Consider the following 25251-nt stretch of genomic DNA (forward strand, 5'->3'; position numbering starts at 1 on the left):
TAGCATAATACAGAGGCGTGTGTGAGGTGATAATTATGTTAGCTAAAATTAATGATAAAATATACTCAAGACGAAGGCCTAAAATAGGAGTAGCTCTTAGCGGCGGTGGGATAAGAGGACTAACGCACATAGGGGTACTTAAGGCATTAATAGCTAATGGCATACCTATTGATTTTATAGCAGGAACAAGCGCTGGAGCTATTATTGCAACACTTTATGCATGCGGTTATACTCCTTTGCAGATGGAATCATTAGCTAAGAAAATTAAGACATCTGAACTTGTTGATTTAAAAATAACTGTTTCAGATCTTGTAAAACATGGTATGAAATGGTTATTCAGTGGTATGTCACGCTTTTGGTCTGTACTACCAAATGGCTTGGTAAAAGGTGATAAAATAGAGAAATATTTTTATAGTCTATGGCAGGAACGTACTTTAAGAGATACAGTTATTCCCCTAGCAATTACAGCCGTTGATATCAACTCTGCCGATACAGTATTCTTTACGACACCTTTACCTGGTAACCGTGGTATTTTAAATGCAAGATATTATCATAACTCTTTGCTGACCGATGCTGTACGTGCGAGCATATCCATACCTGGAGTGTTTTTTCCTAAAAAATATCGGGGAATGACCTTGGTAGATGGGGCTGTTAAGAATAATTTACCAACTGATATTTTAAATCATATGGGAGCAGATATTATTATTGCTGTAGATCTAGGTTATGCAGGTCAACCTAATTATGATATTCACTCAGTGGGAGAAATTTTAATACAATGTATAGATATTATGAATCGTGAAGTAACTTTGCTAAAAGCGGAACAATATGCCAATGTAATAATTAGGCCCAATATTTTTGATATAAACTTTAAAGAAATGAAAAATGTGTCACTTTCTATTTTGAGGGGAGAACAAGCAACAAAAGAGAAAATACTAGAAATAAAAAAAATAATTACCTAACGTTACATGCAATTATTTACCTTCATATCATAAAGTAGACTTTTCTACTTCTTGCTGACATGGAGGTATATCATGAGTAGAGGTATTTTTAATCAGCATTTTTACCATTTCAGAGAAATGGATAATGTAGTTGGAATAGGACGTGGTAACAAAATTGTTAGAGGGTCAGATACTAAGCAGGAGGCTCTTATTATTTTAGTTAGAAAAAAAATAAAAAGAAATGACTTGCAACGCAGCTCGGTTATCCCGCCTAAAATGGACGGAATGATTACAGACGTAATTGAAGTAGGTGACATTTGTTTTCATTCGGACCGCAAGAAAATTATGCGTCCAGCTCAGCCAGGTATTAGTATCGGGCATTATAAAGTTTCTGCTGGCACCTTTGGGGCAGTCGTTTATGATCGAGACACTGGGGCACCTCTTATCCTTTCCAATAACCATGTTCTTGCTAATTTGACGGATGGCAAGGATAACAGATCCTTGATTGGTGATTCCGTTATACAACCAGGGTTTTTTGATAATAGTGAAGGCGGTAATAATGTAATAGGGACTTTAAGCAAATATATACCAATATACCGAGAATTAAATTCGCCGCAATGCAAGTATGCTAAATTGTTCGAAGATGTGCTAAATAAGCTGATTGGTATGATTAAACCACAGTATAGAGTACAGGTATTGCGAAATAATGAGCAAGCAAATATAGTAGATTGTGCTGTTGCAGTTCCAAATGATCCTAATGGTATTATTTCAGAAGTTCTTGAAATAGGAGATATCCTTGGAACAAAAGATCCTAAAATTGGTATGACAATTAAGAAAAGCGGGAGAAGTTCTGGAGTAACTCAGAGCATTATTTTAGCTACTGATGTTACAATTAGAGTAAATGTAAATAAATACGAGTCGGCATTATTTGCCGACCAGATACTTGCTGGTCCTATGAGTATGCCAGGGGATAGTGGATCCGTTATTCTGTCTGAAGATAATTATGCAGTTGGTTTACTATTCGCCGGGTCTGAAAGTGCAACTATGTTTAATCGCATCGACAATGTACTAGATACCCTAAATGTGAGATTTTAATTTGTTAGAACAAAACCTAAAAAGAGGTGGGCTGGAATTTGAGAGAATATCCTGCCTACCTCTTTATTCTTAAACAAATGAATTATTAGTAACTCTCCGGTTACTGCCACGCGAAAGCCTTGATCCGAATTGCTCAGATCCGCTAGTGACTGCATAATCGCTTGTAGCTGCATTTCGATTTGAGCGACCAGCATTGATGTAATTCGATTTTGGCATTCTTACATCTGTAGTGCTATTATACCAGCCTCGTTCCTGCATAGACTTAAAGATAAGATGACCATTTTCATGTTCATCATGTTGGAATTCCTCAAAAGCGTAACGGACATTTTCATTAGAAGATTCCATGATAGCATGATCATACATGTGAGACATGCTTTTTTCAGTATTTAGAAGATCAAGAAGCATATCGCGATCAGAAAGTCTATTTTGACTCGATCTCATATTTCTCATTTAAAATCACCTCATTTTCTTTGCTTACTGATAAGTATTAACTGATTTGCCGAGTAACTGCTTAATTCTGTTGGCATGCTGGCGCTTATTTTTAGAGATACTGAACATAATATCTTTTAAATCAGGATCTTGGCATTGATCTGCGTAAACATTATATTTGCTTATGCAGAAGTTTTCCATTTCTAGTGCGTCTTCCAAATAGGATCTTTCCTTTTGTGTTAACATGGTATTAGTCATCGCAGTTCACCTCCACTTATAACTTACCCTTAATTTGTGTATTATGGTAATTTTTTATGCGAAGGTTAAGTAAAAGAAATATTATAAGTTAAGATCGATAATTAGATTATAGAGGAAAAACTAATGGTTATTGTCGAACTAAGGTTAATATGAGCTAGTATTAATTATCGGAAGTAATCTAAGGAGGAAATTTATTCTTATATGGCAGCTGTAAAGAAAATTTATTGCGTAAAGGTTGGACGCGTACCTGGACTATATCAAACCTGGGAAGATTGTAAAAAACATGTACATGGATACCCTGGGGCATTATATAAAAGTTTTACTAATACCCAAGACGCAGAAAGTTATATGTCAGATAATCCAATGAGCTCTGAGGTAATTGACGAAACGGGCAGCTGTTTAGGTTATGATATATACGTTGACGGCAGTTATTCAGATAAGCAGTACAGTTGGGCTTTTGTGGTTTACAAAGATCAAAAGTTAATACATACTGAAAGTGGTTTAGGTAAAGATTCTGAAGCTGCATCTATTCATAATGTCGCTGGCGAGTTAGAAGCTGCAGTACAAGCAATTAAATGGGCAGATAAGCAAGGACTCGATCTAGTTACGATTCATCACGATTATATTGGTATTTCTGAATGGGCTACTGGTCGATGGAAAACTAACAATAAATTCACTCAAGCTTATGCCGAGTTTTCGCGTAACTACTTGAAGATGATTAAGTTCAATAAAGTGGCTGGACATACTGGCGTCGAAGGAAATGAGTTAGCAGACAAACTAGCAAAAGAAGCAATAAAGAATAGAAATTGAAGTCAAAACGAGGATATTTTGCCTGTGGTTTATTTTCCAAATCATTACTTCCGATAATTTATAGTTATCGGAAGTTGAGGCAAGAATATGAGGTGTATTTATTTTGTGGTTATAGACAATAAAGATTTCGTATTACGCAAAAGCAACTTGATTGAAAATAATGATAAACTTTCTGAAAAAAGTAAAAAACGTATGAGAAAATCTAAAGCCGAAAATACTTTGCGTGCTTATGAATCGGATTGGCTTGATTTTTATGATTGGTGTTCGCATACTGGCTTACAGGCTTTACCAGCTGAGCCTGAAACGATTGTAAATTATATTAATGATCTAGCTGATAATGCCAAAGCTAATACGGTATCAAGGAGAATTAGTGCTATTTCTGAAAACCATAAAGCTGGTGGTTTTTTAGACAATAACCCATGTCGCGGTGGATTAGTGAGAAATGCTTTAGATGCCATAAAACGCGAAAAAGGGACTATTCAAAGAGGCAAGTCCCCTCTCCTACTTGAAGATTTAGAAGATATAGTCCCTTATTTTGATACTGATGATATTGCTGGAATTAGGGATAAGGCTCTAATTTTAACAGGATTTATGGGTGCTTTCCGCCGATCAGAGCTTGTTAAAACTGATGCCGAAGACTTAACTTTTACACGTGACGGCGTAATAATTCTAATTCATCAATCTAAAGGAGACCAAGAAGGTCAAGGTGAATATATAGCTATTCCTTACAATACTAAAGTTGATGCTTGTGCAGTTACTGCTCTCAAAAATTGGCTTAATATAGCTCAGATTAAGAAAGGTCCCCTGTTTCGTCCGCTAAATAAATATAAGCAAATCCGAGAAAGACGTTTAAGTGATAAATCCGTTGCTATAATTGTTAAAAAATATGCTGGATTGGCTGGCCTTAACGCCGACGATTTCGCGGGGCATAGTTTAAGACGAGGATTTGCAACAAGTGCTGCTCAACATGACGTAGATGAGAGATCAATTATGCAGCAAACCCGCCATAAATCGGAAAAGATGGTTAGAAGATATATAGAGCAAGGCAATTTGTTTAAAAGTAACGCGTTAAATAAGATGTTTTAAATTCAGTGTCCTAACGTTCTTGCACAGGAATTCATATACAACGTATCGCCGAACGAATGTTTGCAAGATAAACTTTTTTTGCTATAATATAATTGGAAGATACTAACTAGGAGCTGATGCTGTGAATAAGGAATCTCTTTTAAATAATAGACAAAAACAAATACTCTCTTATATAAAAGATACTTTAAGGGCAAAGGGTTATCCACCATCCGTACGTGAAATTGGCGAAGCTGTAGGTCTAAGCTCAAGTTCGACTGTACATAGTCACTTATCAAAACTTGAAGAATTTGGGCTTATTAGACGTGATCCAGATAAACCAAGAGCAATTGAAATATTAGACGATGCGCCTTGGCGTCAGAAACAAATGACTGCGGTTCCATTAATCGGTCGTGTTACAGCTGGCCAACCAATACTAGCTGTTGAGAATGTTGAAGAAGTTTACCCGTTCCCTACTGAATTGGTTGGGAAAGATCAGCAGATATTTATGCTTACCGTTCAGGGGGATAGTATGATCAATGCCGGAATATTTGATGGTGATTATGTAATAGTCCGTGAACAAAATAGTGCCTATAATAATGATATAGTCGTTGCTTTGCTTAATGGTGAGGAAGCTACGGTTAAACGGTTTTTTAGAGAAAAAGAAACTGTTCGTTTACAGCCTGAAAACGATTCAATGAAACCTATATATTCAAAAGAAGTTTCTATACTAGGGAAGGTTATTGGTGTTTATCGTAGAGTCTAGCAATAAAAGAAAAGCAAACTGTCCTTTCAAATTGGTGGACAGTTTGCTTTTCTATTTATTGCTAGATGTTGTTTTAGTTCCTACTACTATTACTTTATCTACCGGCTTGAATTCATCATAAGCAAGGAATTCTCTACTTATCTCCACCCCGTTCACTTTTCTAATGCGGTGTGTAGTAATATTAATACCCTTTTGCCCTTCTGTTTCTATAACCCGTTTTCCAAATGCTAGATTTCGATCTTGCTTTATTATAGTGCTTGGCTCAATAGATTTACTATCAGTTGTTATGATCTCAATTTCGGGAGCTGTATTAATCTGTTTGCCTATGATGTAAACTGTTAATTTCGATCCAGTAGTTTTTGTTAATATATAGATAGCGTTTTCTAATGAATTTTTAAACTTGAAATCAATTAAGTTATCTGCGACTGTAGCATCCCGGCCTACAGGTACATATGCAGGAGGCCTGAAGTGCGACGTTCTCTCGATTATTTCTAAGTCGGCAAGAACAGCGGCATTATATAGAGTGCTACTCACCTGACAGACACCGCCACCCCAATCCGGAACAATTTTACCTTCTATAAATACTGGCGCTTCTTTGAAGCCAGATTCCTCAACCCTTGGACCCACTAATTCATTAAAAGATATAATTTCGCCCGATTTGACCAATAACCCATCCAGACTCTTAGCTGCTAAATATATGTTTTGCGCACGGTTGTTATGAGATTGGTCGAATTCAGTTGTATAACTTGCAATAACGCTGTCGATTTGAACTAGGTCTTGATTTGTAATTTGTGGCTTAATAACTTCAAATTGCAGATTAATTTCGGCATTGATGGATGTACGCATTTGCTCATCACATATCTCTAATAATTTAGAAATATCAATCATGTGACCATTAGTTTCCGGTATAATATCAACAGAAGATCCTTGTATTGCTACTGTTGCGTTTTTAGGTTCTTTATTAATAGGCGCAACTATCCTGTTTAAAATTGAAGATAATTTAGCCTTATCGTAGCTAAGGCTGTATGGTACATTAATACCGCTATTTAAAGAATAGTATCTTTCAGTTAGGTTTTCAATAAGAGTACCAGAGCGACCAACATTATATGCATTTAAAGCCGTTTCAGTCGTGTTAATATTGAGATCAATGTCTTCAGGCGAAATGGTCCATGTTTGAGATTGATATTTAAGAATCAAAAGTGGCTTATTTTTGGTTTTAGATTGATAAGAATTTGAAACTCTTTCAGCAGCTTTATCAATCGATAACCCACCTAGAGGTAGTTGGTCTACAAATACTCCTTGGTATATTTTATCGGTAAACATAAATGCAAAGTTTGCGCTGACTAATCCTATACTGCTAAACAAAACAATTAGAGTAGAAAAAGCAATGAAGTTTGTAACCCGCTTTGGCATAACGCTTTTCACACCAAGCATCCTTCCGATTAATCTATAATTTATTAAAAATCTAAACTTAACTATGATACCTGCACGGTGAAATTTGCGACAAGCCAATGATATCTTGTAATTAATAATCCCCGCGTAGCGGGGATTATTAATTATTGTATATTCATGGATAGCTCAACAAATTTCCCAGCTAATTTTGCTTTTTGGAGAACTTCTTCAGTAATTTCAGAACCTTGTTCTACAATGAGTACACCGTTATCGGTTTCAATTCGACGGCTAGCTTTCTTTCCTAGAAGGTATTTACGGTGCCTTTCGTCAAACTTTTTTGAAGAGGTATCTTCCTCATTTTCAGCCTTATCTGCTGGAGCCACTGGGGCTGGAGGTACAACTTCTTGCGCTATAACTGGCTCTTCTTGAACCGCGACTGGTTTAATTACTGGTGCTGTTTCTGCCGATTTTAATGCATCTGTCTTCGATGAAGCTGGCTTTGCTTCTTTGATTTCACCATCTGAAATAATTGTAACTTCTTTACCAAAGGTGAATACACGTTGAGCAGGAATTTCTGAGATTTGTCCAGTAGTATCTTCTAATTCACAAACTGAAATGGTTCCTGTTTCATCAACTACTATTTCAGTAATTTTCCCCTGAATTCTACCTGCTTTTGTTATGACTCTAGTACCAATTATTTGAATATTGGATTCCAGAAGCTTTTCTAGATCTGCTGCGTCTGCTATTGGCAAAATATCTGCACTACTATTAATTGTTATTGCATATTCACCTATTGCGGTAACGGCAGAAAAAGGAAGTAACTTAGCCCCCTGGTACCATTTATCATCCTCGATTGCAAGTGCAGCCACGACCCCTTGTTCTGGATTAATAACTAAAAAACGGCTTCTTCCTAGTTCTCTACCCTCACTAATGCTAATAATAGGTAAACCAAGAATTTCTACACTTTTTTTCATTATATTCCTCCTAAGAAATATTATTTAGTAATAACGCGCCATTCGCGAAATTCAGAATCTATCTCGGCATGGATGTCGCTTGGAATATTTTCATATTTCACAAAACCAAGACCACGCGTAATTAGTATGTTTTTTAGAATTCGTAGATAGGCAATAGTATTTATAAAATCCTGACGCAATTGATAATCTTTCTTTATTGCCGGTAATGCAAGACCTTGAGAATAAATTTCAATGACATCGTCATAGGCCCCTGCGCTTCTTAAGATATTTCCGATTTCGATTAATATAAAAGGTGCATAATCGTTATTAGAATATAGTTTAATTGCAGTGCTTAATACCTTGAGGGCTTCAGTGGAATTATTATTCTGCTTGTGCAGCAAAGCGCGATCAAGAAGGCTATCAAGCTCAGCCTGTTCTGACATAACTGTCTGCTCTGAGACAATGGCTTGTTCTGAGTTGAGTGACTGCTCTGAGACAACGTCTTGTTCTGAGTCGAGTGACTGCTCTGAGACAACGTCTTGTTCTGAGTCGAGTGACTGCTCTGAGACAACGTCTTGTTCTGAGTCGAGTGACTGCTCTGAGACAACGTCTTGTTCTGAGACGAGTGACTGCTCTGAGACAAAGGCTTGTTCTGAGTCGAGTGACTGCTCTGAGACAACGTCTTGTTCTGAGTTGAGTGACTGCTCTGAGACAATGGGTTGTTCTGAGACGAGTGACTGTTCTGAGACAATGGGTTGTTCTGAGCCGAGTGACTGTTCTGAGACAACGTCTTGTTCTGAGTTGAGTGACTGCTCTGAGACAACGTCTTGTTCTGAGTCGAGTGACTGCTCTGAGACAACGTCTTGTTCAAAGTTAACTGTCTGCTCCGGAGCAACGGCTTGACCCAAACTGCATGTAGTTTGGAATTCCTCTGACTGTTCTTTTTTGCTTATGTTAATATTTGCTGAAACAGCTGTGGTTGTGAACTTAGCACTTTTAGTATGGTAAGTAATCAAATAAGCGAAGAATAATGACGGTAGTAGAAAGTATAGTAAACTCAGCTTCACACCTGAAAAATGGCTTGATACTATCATAAATAATAAATTTATCATAAAGGCACTTGCCGCGCATGAAGCAATAGCAAAAGTATGTAATTGAAAACCCCAAACTCTATTAGAGATTTTATTAAATAAAAGCGTACTAAATGAGATTGTCAATAAGTTAATAACTATATATTCCATATACGTCACCATAAATCTACTTTACTTTCATTTCAATATCCGACACACATCACTATTCGACATACAACTACTATTTCCTGTCGTAAAAAACAAATAAGTATAGTATTCTACAAATTATCTATTTCTTGAGCAGCTCCCATTACGCCTATTACAGCATGCTCAAAAGTTAGGCCGCCTTGTAAATATACTGCATATGGGGGGCGAAGTGGTCCATCTGCACTTAATTCAATTGAAGATCCCTGTATAAATGTACCAGCTGCCATAATTACTGCATCTGTGTACCCTGGCATAGAACTAGGTTCTGGACGAACATGTGCATCAATAGGTGAATACTTCTGTAGACCTTGACAGAAAGCAATCATCTTTTGTGGTGTCTCCAATTCGATTGCCTGGATAATGTCACTACGGTCTTCAGTTAATAATGGTAATGTTTTATATCCTAATTGTGAAAAAAATGCAGAAGCAAAAATTGCACCTTTTATCGCCTGTGCAGTAACATGTGGAGCGAGAAATAAGCCTTGGAATAGTAGTCGGTTATCAACAAGTGAGGCTCCAACTTCACTGCCTATACCCGGTGCCGTTAGACGATATGCCGCTAATTCGACTAAATCTTCTCGACCTGCTATATAACCTCCTGTTGGTGCTATTCCTCCCCCTGGGTTTTTTATAAGTGACCCGGCCATGATATCAGCCCCTACTGCTGTTGGTTCCATAGTATCAACAAACTCTCCGTAGCAATTATCAACAAAACAAATACAATCTGGTTTAATTCTTTTAATCGTTGAACACAATTCGGTTATTTCATCGATTGTAATTGGCGATCGCATACTATAACCACGTGAACGCTGTATTAATACCATCTTAGTATTTGAGTTTATTGCAGATCTAATTGTATCCCAATCGAGCTTATCGTGTTTCATTGGTATTTCTGAATAAGTTATACCAAATTCTTTTAGCGAACCAGGAGTATCATAATGATGACCAATTACACTTTGCATAGTGTCATAAGGTGTGCCAGTAACTGATAATAACTCATCCCCGGGGCGTAGAATTCCAAAAAGAACTGTAGCTAAGGCATGCGTACCTGAAACGAATTGCGTTCTTATAAGCGCTTTTTCAGCACCGCATATTTCTGCCCATACCTCTTCTAATTTTTCTCTTCCGGCATCATTATAAGCATATCCTGAAGTTGTCCGAAAATGATAGTCGGAAACCCGGTTTTTACGAAAACACTCCAGTACTCGAAGAGTATTTATTTCGGAGACTTCATCAACTCTGCTAAATAATTTGCGCGATTCATTTAGAGCTATATCACGTGTTTCTAAAATCTTTTTGGAAAACGGGTACATTATTCCTCATCTCCTATTTCATAACTAGAATAATATTGGCTTAGTGCCCCAGGTATTGAAGCTTTCACGAAAGTACCATTTTCTCTATATTCCTTAAATGTAACAACAGATGTATCAAATAGCCGCGATAGAGCGCTGCTATCAGAATAAGGGATAAGCAGACTCATTTCGATAGATTGGTACTGAATAAAATCTTCTATAAAGTTTAGAAGTTTTTCTAAACCTTTTCCTTTTAGTGCTGAAATTGCTACACTATTTTGTATTGCTAATAACCTGGATAGAATAGTATCCTCCAGCTTATCACTTTTATTAAATACAATGACCGTTGGTTTAATATCAGCATGTAGTTCTTTAAGAACTTTAGAAACAGCTTCCATTTGAAGATCATAATTAGAATGACTTGAATCAACTACATGAAGCAATAAATCAGCCTGGACAACTTCTTCTAATGTTGCCCGAAAAGCCGTTACTAGATGATGGGGAAGTTTTTGAATAAAACCAACAGTATCGGTTAGTAAGATTTCACGTCCATTTGGAAGAGTAACCTTTCGTGTAGTAGGATCAAGGGTGGCGAATAATTTATCTTCGGCTAATACGCCTGCAGCTGTAAGCCTGTTTAACAATGTAGATTTTCCGGCATTAGTATAACCAACCAAAGCAATAGTTGGAATGTTGGACGAAATTCGATTCTCACGATGTAGTTGGCGATGATTTTTCACCTTTTCAATCTGTTGTTCTATTTCACTAATTCTAGAACGGATACGACGCTTATCAACCTCGAGTTTGGTCTCCCCAGGACCGCGGGTACCAATACCTCCGCCTAAACGAGATAAAATTAAGCCTTGTCCACCTATACGCGGCATATTATATCTGAGTTGAGCAAGTTCTACTTGCAGCTTACCCTCATGAGAACGTGCACGCTGAGCAAATATATCAAGGATTAAGGACGTGCGATCAATAATTTTAATTCCTAGTACTTGTTCAAGGTTGCGTTGCTGCGAAGGTGAAAGTTCATCATCAAAGATAACTACATTAGCATTGTGTTCTTGAATTAGCTGGGATATTTCCTGGACTTTGCCCTTTCCAATAAATAAAGCGGAATCAGGACGATCCTTCTTTTGCCAAAGTTGACCAACTACTTCAACGCCTGCAGTTTCAGACAACTGTTCGAGCTCCGCTAAAGAATCTTTTATTTCCCAGTTACCTGGTCTATCTAGCCCGACCAATATTGCTCGTTCAATTTGAATTAAATTCTTAGATTTTTTACTTGCCTCTAATATCCGATCAACTTGAGAAATCAAGTTATTAAATTCTAATTTAATAAAACTATCAAGAGACATCGGCTCAAAAGTATGTACTGCTAATGTGTCATCTTTTTCAGTGCCGCTTATTACGGCAAAGCTTACTTGATTGAGACCATTAGGGTTCAAACCTATTGCAGCCATAAGATCAAATCTCATTCTTTTGAGAGCTGAAATATCCAAACTGCTTAACCGACTGTCACCACCCGGATGCGTATGTATACAGCGTATCCCGCTTAAACGATGCTCTGACCGTCTACTCTCAGTATCCGGTAAGGTAACTGTTTTAATGTCACCAATTGCAACATGAGTTACTTTACCCCGCCTATTAATATAGACCGCGATTTCACGATTTATTATCTGACTTAACTCTATAATAGACGTTGCTAAATCCTCACTTATTACTTGTCCAACAGATAAGCTGAAATTATAAAGTTGCTCTAATTTTTCAAGGATGTTTTTTCGTATTCCCGAAATATCGCCATGAAGTATCATCAAATCTCACTCCTTTATATTTTTTAATAAAAATAGAGGCTTGTTTAGCCTCGAATTACTATTGAAACGAATTAACATTTTGCCCTGCATGGCTTATAAGAGCGATTACAGCAAGTAAGTATATTAACGATGAAATGCACCGAATTAATATACTAGGTGAGTTAATACCAGGCAAGTATTTCTTGCATTCCATAGGCTTAAGACAAATCGTACCAAAAAAAATAATAACGGCTATAAATGTAAATGTCAATTTATAATTTAAATACCATGCAGTGAATAGGCAGCTTGCAGTTAGCAAAATTAATACGACTAGCTTACTTTTTTTGCTAAACTCCTGACTTGATTTTTGTTTACGTGCAATTCTGGAATTTTCCACCACTATTCCTCCTTCTTATGGCTATTATTACTTGAGGAATCATGGTTTATACATGACGGGCTTGCGCATAGAACACAATAGCCTTCTTCGAGTGATTGCTGGCGCAAAGTTAAAGGCATTTCGGACTTACCTTGTTCTTTGCCAATAATAAAGCCCTTGTTTTTTCCGTAGACATATCCTATAAGGAGGCCGACCAACAACATCAATAAATAGAGTATCATTGATTAGCCTCCTTATAGAGCAATCCTATGTAAAAAATAATAGTACCACTTATAACAGGAGTAAATATAGTCTCATTTATCCACCACGAAGTAATGATACCAATTGCAGCGATTAACATAGTTTCAATAACGCCAAACCGGTGAGCAAAATTTCTATAGCCTGCTAATGTATCGATATTATAATCAATACAATCATCAATTAACTGTATTGATGAAACAAAGAGCAGAGAAAATAACATATAATCCCATTTAAATAAGAGTACTCCGATTACAAGCACAACTAACGATTCTTGAAAGCCAGTTAACTTACTAGGGAATACTTGTTTTAGGTCATTAAACATCCCAATTATATAACTGCTCAGAAACAGTGACAGGCTTAAAGAAGAGTTTAGACCGGCAGCTATAATTAAAAGCATCATGGAATATAACGTAGTGCTGTTTCCTAGCTTATGAGCCCAATTTGTTCGACCTATACGATTATCTAGATCTCGATCAAGATAATCATCAACAAGCTTTATTGAAGCAGCGCATAATAATACTGCTAAAATTGTACTGGCAAATTCATATATTCCTGGCCACATAGGATCGAACCTCCTTAAAGCCGTTACTATGTAAAGCCGAAATAGGTATAACGTTTGCCTGGGGAAAAGCTGAAGTAAGTCGTGGTAGATTATCTCGCGAAATCTGTAAGTCAAATTTATTTGCAAGAAGTAGATAATTATTACGAGCAACACCGTAATTATAAATATCGCGGTCAATATTATGCGGGTTATTTAGATAATCTTTTGTTAACAATGAAAGGTCTACAATGTGAAATATAAAATCGGCGCTTCGTATGAAATTAATAGTTTGAGCCATGCCTTTTCGAATGCCGTCATCATGATTTATTTGCGGTGTTAGTCCGCACGTATCTGTTAATTTAAAATTAATAGTCGTTTTACCAACAGCTATTTTTAGAATTACTGATTGTAAAGATCTGGTTTTATGAAAAGCGGAACTACAGAGTTCACGCTTGGCTTCATCTATAGTGAAATGTCGGCAGGATATCAGTCCGTCATATGTACGAAAAGTAACGTCAATATTTTTTGTTCCGGAATACTGGGCAAAGTTTAGAGTGAACATTGTTTTTCCGGAGTTAGGCAGGCCTACGATAATAAATTCTCTCATAGTCGCACCTCCGTTAGATCTCCTGGTTCAAGTGATATTAAGTCTTGCCTTGTGGTATTTGACTTTGCGATAAGACGCACTGCTTGTTGTCTTATGGCTTTTTCAATAATATTCCTAATTGTTCGGGCATTTCCGAAGGCTTCGTCTCTTAGTCCCTTTTGTTTAGTTATTACTAGCATAAGTGAGTTTAAAGCTTCGTCTGACATAGTGTATTGACGTTTTGCGCACATTTGCTCGGCAATTTGAATTAATTCATTTTGATTGTAGTCTGGGAAATCAATATGTATGGGGAACCGTGATCTTAGACCAGGATTGGTTTGTAGGAAACTTTCCATTTCTTTTTGATAACCGGCAAGTATTAAGATTAGATCATTTTTATGATCCTCCATAGATTTCACGATACTCAGTATACAAATGGGCATAAATAAAGCACTCATTTGGCGGTATTCACGCTAATGGCTATTAGTAATAGACTCTGTTAAATAAGTATGATCAACTTCATGATAGTAATCATCCGGTGAATAAGCATTCATTTTTCTAGGATTCCAGTCATATATGCATCCCTTGTTTTACGCTCAGACTAATACCAAGACTTACTGCGCGATTAGCGTAAATTCCGCCACATTTGTATATTTTTTTACCGATCGTAACGAACCCACCGGGCGCATACTCGCTGAGAGCTATAGCGAGATCTCTTTCTGGAGCATATTCTATCTCACGAGGAGCATTTTTGCCTCGTTCAGATTCTTTCTCCAAGAAAAACCTTACAACGTTCTTGGGAGAATGAATATGATGGTATAAAGCCTTCACGATAGAAGACGTCAGAAGCCGATGTCTCTTTATCATTGTTAATAAACTCATTACGCCTACCTTCAGCTAAAACGCTTTGGCTTATTTCCGGAATTTAGAAATCGTAATATCAGTTGACAAGTCCATGTAATCAGCGTAAGCTACAAAATTTTAACGCCGAATTTTTCGCAGAACTATATTATTCCTATATCAACAATACCGTCGAATTGGGTCTTCATACCTGGAGTCGACATGAAGCTGTTCAGAGCCAACATATTTATATGCCGCTACCTGATTTTGGGATTGTTCCGGTCTACCCAAGGTTTAGGCGGAGAACCGGAGATCATTTCATCGGGATGCAAGAAGTAGTGACTATCGTGTGTTTCTCCAGAAGCATATGTAACTATAGTAGAGATGCCGGCATTTTTACGCCCCGCCCTGACGTTGTTGATAGTTTTCTCTCATTGGTGGTATGTTACGAAGGCCAACAGCGGTTAGCGAGCCAATATCAATACCAACCTCCACAGTTGTCGTGCAATTCAATACATCAATTGATTCCTCGGCATTTTCTCCTGCGTTAATATCTTGGAAACGTATTTCATATTTTTCTGTACGGCTCCACGTGTCGCTTCTGGTTTCTTTATGTGATAGTTTGGCTGTTTGTTACTCGGTATCAATAGTGTGATTAGTAACGAGTTTTTTTAAGCGTTAAGTACCGGTGTCCGCCAAAAGTCAAAGCGCGACAAATCCGATTCGCCAATAGTTACTAAATCCGTTGAATCAAAGCAAACACCGCAATAGCCCCCAATTTTATAAGGAGATAATTTTCCGCATTTAACGCAGTTGATACCACGTGAAATCTTTATCAGCGAACTCGAGTTTCACTGCGGCTAACTTAATATAGTAACGGTTGTTTGATATGCAAAAAACAAATCGGCACGTTATTTGCAATTTTGCTGTAAAAACATCATCAAGGTTCAATAGTTCCTGAAGAATAAAAACTGCCTTACCGATAAACGGAGGCAGTATAAAAATGTCCATCTGGTTTTTTGTTAATTTAGTAATTCGTCAATTTGTTGATACAGTGATTTTCCGCACTCATCTTTCTTCTTTGCCATTAGGAATAAACATTTGCCATTACTACGGCGCGCCCATAGCTGGCCTATGTTATCCTTCTCTTTTGAGTCGTCATTCGTTTCATACGGCTTACCTTTGTATTCAATGGCGGCAATGCGGCCATCTGTCAATTGTACAACAAAGTCAGGGTAAAATAAGTCAGTAGCGGTTGGTAGCCAGAATGAGAATTCACGATATCTTTCAATGTTGCGCACCCACATCTTAACATTTTTATGGCTATCAATAATTTGGGCACAGTCTACCTCTTCTTTATTCATATCCCCTACTAACGGGTAAAAATGTTTATTAAACAGAACTCGTCCATGGTAGCAACTCTTAGCTGGATACCTTCCGGGCAAAAATGTCATTGCCTCATCAGGAGCAACTATTGCCACATGTTCCGTTTCTATTAATACATGCTGTATGCCGGCATCATAAGCTTTTTTACGGTTGGCGGCAATCTTCTCGCGTAACAACTTTTCCAGCACAAACCGCAGCTTCACTAGATCAGGTAATTTCACTTGCTTTTGTACCTGAAGGTGTTCCAGCACTCTGCGAATGTATTCAACCAGCGCTTCATAGGGCACATCCGGCTGGCGAAGCTTCCTATCCAGCCAATGAACTAATTGCACTTGTGTCCAGTGTGTGGCCGAGCCAAAAGCCAACGCTTCCGGCGTGCCAACAGCACGTTCTGACAACTTGGTTCCCTGTATGTCGATTTCATAGACATGGGTCTCATGGTTCACTTGGAAAGCCTCAAGCGTAGCTGGAAAAGAAAGTAAATCCCAACTGTTCGGCAGGAAGGTTTCTTTCTCCGCTAACTCTGGTCCATCACCAAAATCGAGGCAAAGCTGTGGAACAGAAAATACTTCTCCTATTTCAGATAGCGTGAGTGGCCGAGTATATGCTTTGGCCGAAACCACTTTCTTGACCAATTGCACCCGGTCATTCGCATCGGTAAACACTTCTGTCGCTTTTGAGACTAACTCCTGTAAATCCGTTTTCCCTGCATCTCGAATAGTTACTTCGTATCCACCTGACGGCTTTTCTATAATAGCTATATTTCCTTGCAAGGCTAGGTTCAGTGTTTCCACTTTAGGTACTGTTTCAACATGAAACACAAGCGTTTCTGTTTCTTCTTGTGGCGGAATGTCAAATAAAGGCGGCATATAATCAATGTTGGCATTTGCTTCCACGTCTTCAAAGCCCATGCCAATAAGATTATCTCTAATCTTACCGACCGCTTCATGCCAGCTGGCAACAGCCACATGGGCATAAGCACGATTTAAATCATCATGTTTGCGCCGCTTGGCATAAGGCATGCGTAGAACACGCCCTAATAGCTGTTCAGCATCTTTGGAAGATTGGACTTTAGCTAATGAACAAAATACATAGGCAAACGAACAATCCCAACCTTCTTTTAGTGCCTGCACCGTAATGACATATCTCACAGGGCACTGCGGGTCAAATAAGTTTATACCGTCCAGTTCACGTTGTTCACCAGTCGCAATAGCAATTTGTTCGCGGGGAATTTCTTCTTGCTCAACAAGATGGTTAAGAATCACATCGACGGTTACTTCTTTATCTTTATTCTCGGCTTGAAATAAAACAATAGGTCTTATGTATGCAGGTTCTGCTTGAGCCACTTCTTCCAGCCGTTGTCTGGTCTGAATGGCATTAGTTACGGCATCCTCCCATGATTTATGTTCAATTAGCCGTACCGGAAGCTTTATCATATCCTCTGCTTTTAATTCAGAAGCACTAACCTTATATAACACATTGGAATTTGTGGCTGGCGTCGCGGTAAACTCTATAATAGCCGATGGACGAAGTCGCTGCAAAACCTCTACACTAAGTTTGCTGGCATGGTTATGGGCTTCATCAATAACAACCAACGGGCGTGAATAAGCCAAAAGATTAGCAAAAGAAAACTTTAGAGTACCGTTTTCGTCCCGTTCCAAATAATCAACAGAAGGAATATGGCTAAAATGGGGTTCGAGGTTTTCGTTATGGGCATACACTTTGCGTCCGTCCGTAGAATTAACCCGAAAAGCGGCAAATGTAGCCACAAAAACATTTGTCTTTTCAACCAAATTATGGGGGCGCAGTTGGGTAAACTCGCTAATATCATAAACGGCTACATGTCCGTCAAACTGCTTGTCCAAAGCTTCCCGATTGGGGTGTAGCGGGTTCTTCAGCACTTCAAGGGTCTGCTTGCGAATAATATCGGTCGGTACAAGCCAAAGCACTATCGGATATTCCTGCTCCAAATAGCTGTTTGCAGCAGTAGAAATTGAATAGGATGATAACAAGGTTTTGCCTCCACCCGTAGGTAGACGCAGGCAGACGTATGGCACATCTTCGAGCTCTTTTAGTGTATCATATTTTGTAGAGTAACCTTTAGCATCCTGTAGCTTCTCAAAAGATGGTTGAATACCGATCAGTCTTGCCTGCTCCAAAAATGCAGTCAACTTGTTGAGTGTATTTTTTTGATATGTTTTTAACTCCATAGCAGAACACCTCCTACCTCATTTTTATGTCATACGGTGTTTGTTTAAATGTAATATCTAGTTGGTTCAGGCGCGCTTCTCCAAGGCGACTGGCTTCGCCGTAAATTACTTTCGGGCCATCGTAGAGCGGAAGAGCATTCAGCATCTTAGTTGTCAGCACATTGCCACTGTCAGGCCGTTTATCGCCTAAGATACCGTTATACAGTAAATAGTAAGCCGTGCCTTCATGAATGCCTATTAGCGGAGAATCAGCTTCTCCGGTATAAGGTGTTTTCGTTTCCGTAAACCAGATGTGGGCAGCAAGTGCTGGAAACTTTACTTGCGAATTTAGGTGACCGAACTCATCAATCACGGCTTCACCAAGTTTGTAAAAACGGAAACCGCCGCCGCCTTGCCAGTTAACTGTTTTAGATATACCACCTTCTTCACCGTCAACTACTTTTTTCATACGAGGTACAACATGGGTTACGGCGTGATCGCCCATCTCTATACCTATATAGCGGCGACCCATTTTGTGGGCAACAGCTGCAGTAGTTCCCGACCCAAGGAACGAATCCATAATCAGATCGCCTGAATCGGAACATAGTTGCAGTATCCGCTGGAGTAAACGTTCTGGTTTAGGCGTAGCAAAAGCATTATCTGCCCCAAATAGTTGGTTAATTTCTTTTTTTCCTTCTTGGTTATGACCAACTTCTGTATTAGTCCACCAAGTCCACGCATTGATACCAGGCGCTTCACTTAAAAAGGTCTTTTTCCTAGGTACACCTTTACCGTCTTTGCCAAACCAAATACGTCCTGCTTCAATTTCCTCTTGCATTCTCTTTTGTGTAAATCTCCAGCACAAACTTGCCGGCAGTTCAATTATTCTACCTGCCGGGGTGGTAAGTTTGTAAAATTGGTCCTTTGTTCCATGGCCAGCTTGGGCCGTACAATCTGTCGAAACCCATGGACCACGATGATCGTTATCCGGATTTTTGTAAGCTTTTATTTGTTCTGGGGTTTTAGGTAGCTTATGAAAAACATTCTTGAGTCTTTCATAGTCCTGGGCATAAACAATAATATGATCATGCCCTGCCCCGAGTGTTGATCGCATATCTGGCGATGTTCTTTTTTGCCAAACCACATTAGCGACAAAATTACTTCTTCCGAAAATTTCATCCATAATAACTTTTAGATAGTGCACTTCATTATCGTCAATGGACACCCAAATGCTTCCGTCCTCGCGCAGAAATTCCTGCAGCAATTCCAACCGCGGATACATCATATTTAACCATTGACTATGTTCTAAGTTATCATCATAGTGTTCAAACGCCGACTTTGTATTGTACGGCGGATCTATGTAAATGCATTTAACCTGACCTTTGTAATAGGGCAATAATGCTTTCAGTGCTTCCAAGTTATCGCCCTGGATAATCATATTGTCGGATTGTTCGCCATAGCTTAATGTATCGTCGGCTTCAAGCAAGCGGAACGGTACTTTATTTGCTACTTTAATCGTTTCATCTCTATCAAGCCAGTTTAGTATAGGCATGTCGTTCCTCCCAGATTTAGCAATGACTATCTTTAATTTTACCACATTTAATCAATTTTCTTTTAATTACTTTATATTAATTACATAATCTTACATCAATGCAGGATATTTTCCTTTTCGTAAGAAAGTTAAAGTACTACAATAACACCAGATTTTGGAGGTAATTATATGAGTCAACCGCGTCGTCATCATTATATACCTCAAATGTATTTAGCTGGTTTTACTTCTGATGGAACAAAAGACGGTCAATTATACACTATAGATTTAAAGCAAAGCAAAAGGTGGAAATGTAGGCCAAATGGCATTGCAAACATACGCGATTTTTATCGTATTGATATTTCAGACCAAGATCCATTTGTCATTGAACATGGGTTTGCTGAAATCGAAGGCGCAATCGCTACTGTTCTTAAGGACATTTTTAAAACAAGAAAGCTTCCTTCCGGTGATAATCTTATAACGCTTCTTCATTTGGTAGCATTATCTTCAAGTAAAGTCCCGGCTATGCGAGAACAGCTTGGCAAGCCTATCGTTGAAGTGACTAAACGATTTTTAGATTTAACATTAGCTAATCCAGAACGTTATTACTCAATACTTAAAGATGTGAAAAATGTTGGAATTGGTGTTAGTAAATATCCTAGTTATGAGAAAGTAAGAGAAGCTTATGATAACGACGGTTTTGCAATTTCTCCTAGCCAAAATTGGAATATGCAATCTTGTTTAATGATGGCCGATATTCTCCTTCCACTCTTAAAAGACAGATACTGGGGCTTAGTCATTCCAAAAAATCCATCAGATATATTTATATGCAGCGATAATCCAGTATCATTGATGTGGACGAAGGAAAGCATGTTGAAATATCCACCTGGATTCGGTTTTAAAAGAACAATGGTGTTTATGCCCTTATGTAGCAATATTGGACTGATAGGATTATTTACTCCTACTTCTCCAATCATGGAGTTTAATAGTTTAGGAATTGCTTCCCTCAATACTGAAACATTATCACATGCACATGAACAGGTTTACAGCCGGGATATGTCTTTCAAGATACTTGGAAAAAATGATTCACTACAGGATTTTCCTCCTGAAGACATTCTTTTAAAGAAATGAAGTAACACGTCATGTCCCTAGTGTCAATATACCATTAGCCCCATATGAGTATTGAGTTATATATTTCGGTTTAATATTAGCAAACCGGGCCTATGCCTCTAATAAGCATGGCCCGGTTTTTGTATGGCCAATGTAAACTTTATTTTGGCCCAGATCTTCTTTACAGCTTCTTCTGCCGCTTCCTGTGGCGCTTCAATAATGATAGCTGTGCGAAGAGTTCCTCCAGCGGAATAATGTAAACGTACCTGACAATTGTTGTCAAAGTTTATAATAACTCTTTTTAAAGCCAAAAGTATAACTCGTCCAATAAAATTAGCACTTTCAACCTGCTCCCAAGAAGATTTAGGGAATTTCTCTAGAAAAACCTTTCCCTGTTCATCTAAAAGTTCGGGAGTATGTTCTTTTTATATATTGTATAACTTCTGATCTTTTTGCAGCCCCTCCCTTGCCAGCCGTTAGTGTACCATCATGAAAATAAGTATTCGTGTCCGGCATCGCTTAGATATTTATCGATATTTAATTGCAAAGAGTTATGCCTTTTATCAAAATCATCTATGGCAACAACAAGAGTGGTATTGCCCTTTCTATTACCAAATACGGGGTCATTTATGTATTGCACTAGCTAAAATTGATATACTAACAATTTGGTGATTTCCACGGTAATCCTCTAAAACGAAATATCGGTAGTGACCATCCCATGATCCTCCCGTTGCATTACCATTTGGCCTAATAAATTCCCTAGTTTTTTGAAAAATACTGGTCATTTTATTTATTTCGTCAATTGTATTACCCCTTCTCCTAACGCAAAAAATCCCAGACATAAGTCTGGGCTAACGTAAACAGATATATCAAATTGCCGTTAAACTCGCTAAGCGCTTTATATTACTGAGGAAAGGAATTTCGCGTATTGGTTTCGCCACCCCATTTCAGAAGAGGCACTACACCTCATTGAGATATACAGGGTTCTGTAGAACGAACACTAGTATGTTATAGGCAGTTTTGGTCATCATTCCCAATCACATCAACATTCAGCTTTCTGCTTCGATTCACCTTCTTCGAATGCAGTGAAACGCTCATGTTAATTGAAGTTGTTTTGCCCATAACTTAGCTTGTACTTACACTTGGGATAGTTTGAACAACCATAAAACCTACCATATTGCCCATCTCTAACGACTAATTTCCCACTGCACCGGGGACAAACTAATGATTTTTCCTTTTGTTTACGTTCAAGGGCAACATTTTGAACATGACGAGAATGTGCTTTTTTTAACTCCTTACATTGGAGTTTCACTTTGTTTAGTTTATCTGCGATAGTATTCACTTGTCCAATTGATAAATTGGGAATGCCCCTATTGTTCATAATGGTCTGAAAGAGTTGATGATCATAAACGACTGGTATTTTCGAACTTATTTTTTTTAATTTTGCACTACCTGCAAAAACAATTATGGGATAGTACTTTACTTGTTCAAAATCCGATAGTGCTTCCTTTAAAGCATATATATGCGCCCAGTTTTGTCTTATCGGGTTCCTAAATTTCGTTTTAACATTATAGTGAGATTGAGTCCAATATTCTGAATGCTCGTTCCCGTGAATCCAACCACTGTAGTTTTTAGTTTCAATAACAAAGATACCATATATTGAGATGACGATATGGTCAACTTGGCTACTTCCCCTACCCGTCTTTATCAAAACATCATTAAAAACTTTATATTCTTCATCATTGAGCTTGCCCAATTGCCTTGCTACTCTTGATTCACCTATGTATCCCTTGATTTTAGGCGCGTATAACATGTAAAGAACAACTAAGATAATTAGTGGGATAACAAACAAAATTTCGTTCAAATCTTTTCCCTTTCTCTAAGCAATGCTTTACGCTAATTTCATCTAACCATTAACTATGGTATTCCGTCACTTAATTCTGATTCATATCCATTTAAACCTTCTCTTGTTCAATAGTTCCTAATCGAATCTCTTGACAGCCCTATAGCCTTTGCTCTTTTTCCATACCCGAGCAACACCTTGGTACCGCAGCATTTGATCTGTTATTCTTATTTGCTTGTAATGGCCATCTCCTCCTTGATAACCACTCCAAGATTCTATGTTTGTCGATGAGATCAAACCCGAGCAATTATCTTTTAAACAGTTCCGATAATCTAAAAATGGATATTCCTCTCTAACCGCTAGGTTTCATCACTCCATTGATAGGGTGCAATTATAAACTTCTCACCATCATAATCAAGAGCCTGACCTTTGTATCCAATTATTCTAAGTATAAGTCTATACATCATTGATATGAGATAATTTCGATACTGCCCAAATTCCTCTTCTCTGCTGTAATCTATAATGTTGCCATGAGCAAGAAAATGTCTGGTCTCATTCCAGCTCTTTTTATGAGCTGGACTTATAACCGACTGTCTAATTAGGATGTTCAGTCTTCCAGATATTGCGGGTTTATTGAGCATTGCTAGAATACTCTTGGCACGCGATCTAATACCATCATCGCACTCCCACGTTCCAACAAATTCAATAAGCTTTTGCACCTTTTCTTTATGTTCATCAGTAGATTTTTCTGAAGAAAAAATTTGATCTATGCAAAACTCTATATAAACAGACAAAGACGTAAGAAAGCCCTGTAGAGTTCCCTTGCTAGCTAAACACAACTCATAAAAACCTCTTGTTATATCAAGAAGTTCAAAGCGTTGTTCTACTTTGCACTTTGATAAATAAGCGGTAAAAAGTGACCAGAAAGCTTCAGTATCATTAGAAACTAAAGATAATACTGATGGAATTTGGCTTCGAGTATCTTTGGGCGTCGCCCTTATAAATACTAACGCATCATCACTAAAATGTCTTATCACCATGCGGGGTTGAATTACCCGCGCAGTAACAAAAATTAACGCCTCGGTTATCCAGTTTTCAATAAAAGGAGGCGTAAACTTTTCACCATGCTCTGCTATCACATGGAGTCGAGTTTCATTAAAGCTCTTCTGAAAAATCATCGGAATGCCTTCAAAATTAATATTTTGATGATCCCCTTTCCAACTTGTTCGAATCACCTCTTCATTGTGTAAATGGTGGATTTTTACCGTACCCGAAAGAGGTAATTGAATGTTATCAGCAAAAACTAATTCTGTTGAGTCTTTTGTTTGATCTCCATGCAATTTTTTTACCCGTGTAGAAAGACTATCAATTTCACCATGAAGCAATATATATGGTTGGCTAGAGAAATCATCAAAATTGGGTATCGACCATCCACCAGCCCATTCGATTCCATCATAAGCTTTTGCGAACAACCTGAGATTCACCTTTTTAGGATCTTTACTTTCCCTAACGGCTTTTAAATAGTTAAAAATTTCTTTGTTTACTGGAGTTTGATTATATATTTTATATGAAAACCGACCTGCTTGATCTCCTCGTATTACTCCAGGACCTTTAAATATTGGAGGTTGGTGATCATCAAAACCATGAATTTCAACATCAACGCAATCTATTTCAAATGATTTCCCAACATATTTTTCCGGAAAATTACTTAAAAACATCATAAAATTACCTTCTTTTATCAAATATAGACTCCGCCTGTGCATTTTAAGAGTAGTATCAACATTTTGAGTGATGCTCTTCTGTTTTATCTATTCAATTCCGCAATAGTATTCCAACTGCTTCCCCAATCAGCGCACAAGTAATTACAGTCTCCTAGACCTAAAATCTGTATTCCGTTTACCGGTTTACGTTGTGATCCGCAATTCGGACACGGCCTTAAGTGATTTGAGGGACAATGGTTATTTCTGCACTTTATTAAACTTTGTCCACCGATAGAAGGAATTCCCAACAAAGGGCCACCACATGTTGAACATTACATTTTATTAACTCACTTAATCTAAATAGGAATATTTGTTTAAGGAAGTCTATTCATCCATCTCTTTAAGTATTTTTAGTACTTCTTTACATGCGTCTACGAGCCGGACTGCATATTCTTGCCGCAAAAAAAGTACTTTCGTGTTTCTATACTTCTCCGCATATTGAATTACCTCCCAACGATCCCCTAATAACTCCTGCGGCGTTTTCTTAGCCTTTCTACATATGACTTGTTCAATAATTTGTGTTGCCGTTTTGTATGCGACTTGCGCGTACGCTACATCTAATACATTTCCTATTTTAATTAAATAACTATTGCTAATGCTCGCGCAACGCCCTCTAAGGCGGATACATAATTACACTGTTTTTGCTAACATAAAAGTTGACCACCTAAGTGCCAAATGATAACAAAAAAGTTGACCACCTTCACAACATTTCCTGTAAGCTAGAATTGACGAGAAACTGGCTTACGGGAGGAAAGGCGTTGTT

General features: G+C 38.0%; 24 protein-coding genes. 6 read left to right on the forward strand and 18 right to left on the reverse strand.

Features of this window, described 5'->3' with window-relative positions; all coding sequences use genetic code 11:
* The first annotated feature begins 35 nt into the window (after positions 1–35).
* A complete protein-coding gene (locus tag V6C17_RS10635) occupies positions 36–959 on the forward strand; it encodes a patatin-like phospholipase family protein (protein ID WP_333522544.1) in 924 nt (307 codons plus the stop codon).
* A gap of 72 nt (positions 960–1031) precedes the next feature.
* Positions 1032–2033, forward strand: coding sequence for a hypothetical protein (locus V6C17_RS10640; RefSeq protein WP_333522545.1), 1002 nt, complete (start codon positions 1032–1034; stop codon positions 2031–2033).
* Positions 2034–2102: 69 nt separating this feature from the next.
* On the opposite strand, the gene V6C17_RS10645 is transcribed toward V6C17_RS10640, so the two are convergent.
* Both V6C17_RS10645 and V6C17_RS10650 read right to left on the reverse strand, forming a co-directional pair.
* The gene (locus V6C17_RS10645) at positions 2103–2483 is read right to left on the reverse strand and encodes a spore coat protein (protein WP_333522546.1); all 381 of its coding nucleotides are present in this window, start codon (positions 2481–2483) and stop codon (positions 2103–2105) included.
* A gap of 24 nt (positions 2484–2507) precedes the next feature.
* The gene (locus V6C17_RS10650; protein ID WP_333522547.1) at positions 2508–2720 is read right to left on the reverse strand and encodes a ferritin-like domain-containing protein; all 213 of its coding nucleotides are present in this window, start codon (positions 2718–2720) and stop codon (positions 2508–2510) included.
* 201 nt (positions 2721–2921) lie between these two features.
* Here V6C17_RS10650 and V6C17_RS10655 point away from each other — a divergent pair, with 201 nt between their 5' ends.
* The 3 genes from V6C17_RS10655 (at position 2922) to lexA (ending at position 5358) form a co-directional block, all read left to right on the forward strand.
* Entirely contained in the window at positions 2922–3530 is a 609-nt protein-coding gene (locus V6C17_RS10655) for a ribonuclease H family protein (RefSeq protein ID WP_333522548.1), read from the forward strand.
* A 105-nt stretch (positions 3531–3635) separates the two neighbouring features.
* On the forward strand, positions 3636–4616 hold the full coding sequence (locus V6C17_RS10660) for a site-specific integrase (protein ID WP_333522549.1): 981 nt from the start codon (positions 3636–3638) through the stop codon (positions 4614–4616).
* Between the two features lie 121 nt (positions 4617–4737).
* Positions 4738–5358: a transcriptional repressor LexA gene (lexA, locus tag V6C17_RS10665; protein WP_333522550.1), complete on the forward strand. Its 621-nt coding sequence runs from the start codon at positions 4738–4740 to the stop codon at positions 5356–5358.
* 51 nt (positions 5359–5409) lie between these two features.
* Here lexA and V6C17_RS10670 read toward each other — a convergent pair whose 3' ends face one another.
* The 13 genes from V6C17_RS10670 to V6C17_RS10730 form a co-directional block, all read right to left on the reverse strand.
* Positions 5410–6783 carry a VanW family protein gene (locus V6C17_RS10670; RefSeq protein WP_333522551.1) on the reverse strand — a complete coding sequence of 458 codons (1374 nt, stop codon included), beginning with the start codon at positions 6781–6783 and terminating at the stop codon, positions 5410–5412.
* Positions 6784–6914: 131 nt separating this feature from the next.
* Positions 6915–7724, reverse strand: coding sequence for a PRC-barrel domain-containing protein (locus V6C17_RS10675; protein WP_333522552.1), 810 nt, complete (start codon positions 7722–7724; stop codon positions 6915–6917).
* A gap of 20 nt (positions 7725–7744) precedes the next feature.
* Positions 7745–8944, reverse strand: a complete 1200-nt coding sequence (locus tag V6C17_RS10680) for a tetratricopeptide repeat protein (RefSeq protein ID WP_333522553.1) — start codon at positions 8942–8944, stop codon at positions 7745–7747.
* A 107-nt stretch (positions 8945–9051) separates the two neighbouring features.
* The gene (locus V6C17_RS10685; protein WP_333522554.1) at positions 9052–10293 is read right to left on the reverse strand and encodes a methionine gamma-lyase family protein; all 1242 of its coding nucleotides are present in this window, start codon (positions 10291–10293) and stop codon (positions 9052–9054) included.
* Complete coding sequence (hflX, locus tag V6C17_RS10690; protein ID WP_333522582.1) at positions 10293–12089, reverse strand: GTPase HflX; 1797 nt, start codon at positions 12087–12089, stop codon at positions 10293–10295. Before hflX ends, V6C17_RS10685 begins: the two co-directional genes overlap by 1 nt.
* Before the next feature lie 58 nt (positions 12090–12147).
* The gene (locus V6C17_RS10695; protein ID WP_333522555.1) at positions 12148–12465 is read right to left on the reverse strand and encodes a hypothetical protein; all 318 of its coding nucleotides are present in this window, start codon (positions 12463–12465) and stop codon (positions 12148–12150) included.
* 2 nt (positions 12466–12467) lie between these two features.
* A complete protein-coding gene (locus V6C17_RS10700; RefSeq protein ID WP_333522556.1) occupies positions 12468–12686 on the reverse strand; it encodes a hypothetical protein in 219 nt (72 codons plus the stop codon).
* Entirely contained in the window at positions 12683–13267 is a 585-nt protein-coding gene (locus V6C17_RS10705) for a hypothetical protein (RefSeq protein WP_333522557.1), read from the reverse strand. Before V6C17_RS10705 ends, V6C17_RS10700 begins: the two co-directional genes overlap by 4 nt.
* The gene (locus V6C17_RS10710; RefSeq protein WP_333522558.1) at positions 13248–13853 is read right to left on the reverse strand and encodes a GTPase domain-containing protein; all 606 of its coding nucleotides are present in this window, start codon (positions 13851–13853) and stop codon (positions 13248–13250) included. Before V6C17_RS10710 ends, V6C17_RS10705 begins: the two co-directional genes overlap by 20 nt.
* Positions 13850–14242 (reverse strand): AAA family ATPase, encoded by a 393-nt coding sequence (locus V6C17_RS10715; protein WP_333522559.1) that lies wholly within the window; start codon positions 14240–14242, stop codon positions 13850–13852. Before V6C17_RS10715 ends, V6C17_RS10710 begins: the two co-directional genes overlap by 4 nt.
* A gap of 160 nt (positions 14243–14402) precedes the next feature.
* On the reverse strand, positions 14403–14714 hold the full coding sequence (locus V6C17_RS10720; RefSeq protein ID WP_333522560.1) for a hypothetical protein: 312 nt from the start codon (positions 14712–14714) through the stop codon (positions 14403–14405).
* Positions 14715–15694: 980 nt separating this feature from the next.
* The gene (locus V6C17_RS10725) at positions 15695–18268 is read right to left on the reverse strand and encodes a DEAD/DEAH box helicase (RefSeq protein ID WP_333522561.1); all 2574 of its coding nucleotides are present in this window, start codon (positions 18266–18268) and stop codon (positions 15695–15697) included.
* A gap of 13 nt (positions 18269–18281) precedes the next feature.
* Positions 18282–19799, reverse strand: a complete 1518-nt coding sequence (locus V6C17_RS10730; RefSeq protein WP_333522562.1) for a site-specific DNA-methyltransferase — start codon at positions 19797–19799, stop codon at positions 18282–18284.
* Between the two features lie 168 nt (positions 19800–19967).
* Between V6C17_RS10730 and V6C17_RS10735 the strand changes: the two genes are divergently transcribed.
* Positions 19968–20906: a DUF4238 domain-containing protein gene (locus V6C17_RS10735; protein ID WP_333522563.1), complete on the forward strand. Its 939-nt coding sequence runs from the start codon at positions 19968–19970 to the stop codon at positions 20904–20906.
* A gap of 98 nt (positions 20907–21004) precedes the next feature.
* Here V6C17_RS10735 and V6C17_RS10740 read toward each other — a convergent pair whose 3' ends face one another.
* The 3 genes from V6C17_RS10740 to V6C17_RS10750 form a co-directional block, all read right to left on the reverse strand.
* Positions 21005–21196: a hypothetical protein gene (locus tag V6C17_RS10740; protein ID WP_333522564.1), complete on the reverse strand. Its 192-nt coding sequence runs from the start codon at positions 21194–21196 to the stop codon at positions 21005–21007.
* 788 nt (positions 21197–21984) lie between these two features.
* Entirely contained in the window at positions 21985–22749 is a 765-nt protein-coding gene (locus tag V6C17_RS10745; RefSeq protein ID WP_333522565.1) for a nuclease-related domain-containing protein, read from the reverse strand.
* Between the two features lie 338 nt (positions 22750–23087).
* Positions 23088–24470: a hypothetical protein gene (locus V6C17_RS10750; RefSeq protein ID WP_333522566.1), complete on the reverse strand. Its 1383-nt coding sequence runs from the start codon at positions 24468–24470 to the stop codon at positions 23088–23090.
* Positions 24471–25251: the final 781 nt, after the last annotated feature.

Origin of the sequence: Dendrosporobacter sp. 1207_IL3150, assembly GCF_036763085.1 — a bacterium.
In the GTDB taxonomy this organism is placed as follows: Bacteria; Bacillota; Negativicutes; order DSM-1736; family Dendrosporobacteraceae; genus JBAIYU01.